Genomic DNA, 1,598 nt, shown 5'->3' on the forward strand with positions numbered 1-1,598 from the left:
CAACTGGTTTGCTGACTGTTGTTACTGTACTCCATAAACCTGAAATGTGCTGTAGGTCATGTTCTCTCACGTAGTGCTGTGAATCAAGTCACGCTTGCGGTTCAAAACCAGCTAGACACGCGTCGTTTAGCCTCAATTGGGAAGACACCTGAGATGCTCCTCGTCGATGGGGTCTGGGTGGAGATTCAATACACCCGTGATGAATTTAAGCAAGACCGTTCTGGACATTTACGCCAGTGTCGTCAAGCCCAAGAACGGGTGGTGTTGGCAGCACTGGGAGTGTGGGAGGATGGTTCCTATGAGATGCTGCACTACGAAATTGCCACTGAGGAAGGGGAAGCTGAGTGGAACCCGTTCTTTGAGCATCTGATAGAGCGGGGATTGAACCCGGACACAGTGCAATTAGTCGTCAGCGATGGCACCTTGGGATTACCCAAAGCTTTGAAAAAGACCTTGCCCAATGCTCAACAACAACGCTGCATCACCCACAAAGTCCGAGGACTTGAACGCTATTTGAGTTATGCCCAATTGCCCCAAGCCGATGCGAATGAACAACCGCTCAAACCCGATGAAGCGAAGCGGCAGCGGCGGTTTGAGATCGCATCTGAGGCATACCAGATTTACGAGGCAGATACCCATGAACAGGCACAGCAGCGATTGCAGCAGTTCATCGCTAAATGGAACTGCTTGAACCCAAAGCCGTGCAAGTTTTTCAGCGAGATCTACAACTAACGTTTACGTTCTATCAATTTGACAGCACTTTACATCGTCATCTTCGGACGACTAATCATCTAGAGCGTTTATTTCGCGAGTTTCGCACCAAGTCGGATGAAATTGGGGCATTCCCTCACGAGACCAGTTGCTTAACCGTGTTTTTCCTAGTGATTGAGCGAGATCATGCTAAACATGACCGTAAATCTGTGGCGAAAACTTCGTGACACTAACGCCATCTCATTCACCTTAAATAAACTGACAGGGATCATCTTACTCAATCTACTCGTCAATAATTTAAGTAGCCAAGGGTTAAAAAGCTCAAATACGTAACGGTTTATGAATGAGCCAACTTCGAGGGAAAACGAAATCGTTCAGCTTGATAATCCCCGGCTTGAGATCTGGCATCGATACCGTCAACGACGGCCTAGGCTAGATCTAGTTCATGGTCAAACATGTGCCCTCTCAATTCATGAGTTTTCAACTGATGCCATTCAGTTTCAATGGGGTTGAGTTCTGAGCAGTATTTCGGCAGGAAGAAGAAGTACAGTCCGCAGGTTTCCCACTCCGCCCATTTTGCTTTAACCAGATTTCTGGTGTGCACCGGACCATGATCTTGAACAATCACCCGGATTCTGCCGGATTGCTCATACTGAAGTTTGGCTTGCCGCGCCTGCTCCTCCATGATTGTGACGTAACGATCACCATCGAAACTGCCCACGACCAAGCCGTACACGAAACTCACTAACGGTTGCAACAACCCCAAAATGCTAATCCGCCTGCCTCGGCGCGAGGTTTGCTCAATGCGTTTCTGTTCTCCCACAAAGAAATAGGGCGTTGCTGAACAAAGGGATGAATCAAGTGAGTACGGGTATTGACCAATACTT

The 1,598-nt window shown here is 48.1% G+C and carries 1 protein-coding gene and 1 pseudogene; one reads left to right on the forward strand and one right to left on the reverse strand.

What is annotated here, in order from left to right; translation table 11 throughout:
• Window positions 1–51: 51 nt before the first annotated feature.
• Window positions 52–938: pseudogene (locus tag ACJ2PR_RS35905) on the forward strand (transposase); the annotation flags it as partial.
• Window positions 939–1,138: 200 nt separating this feature from the next.
• On the opposite strand, the gene ACJ2PR_RS35910 reads toward ACJ2PR_RS35905, so the two are convergent.
• A partial coding sequence (locus ACJ2PR_RS35910) for a transposase (RefSeq protein ID WP_446880640.1) occupies window positions 1,139–1,598 on the reverse strand: 460 nt, incomplete at its 5' end.

Source organism: Phormidesmis sp. 146-33 (genome assembly GCF_052939515.1).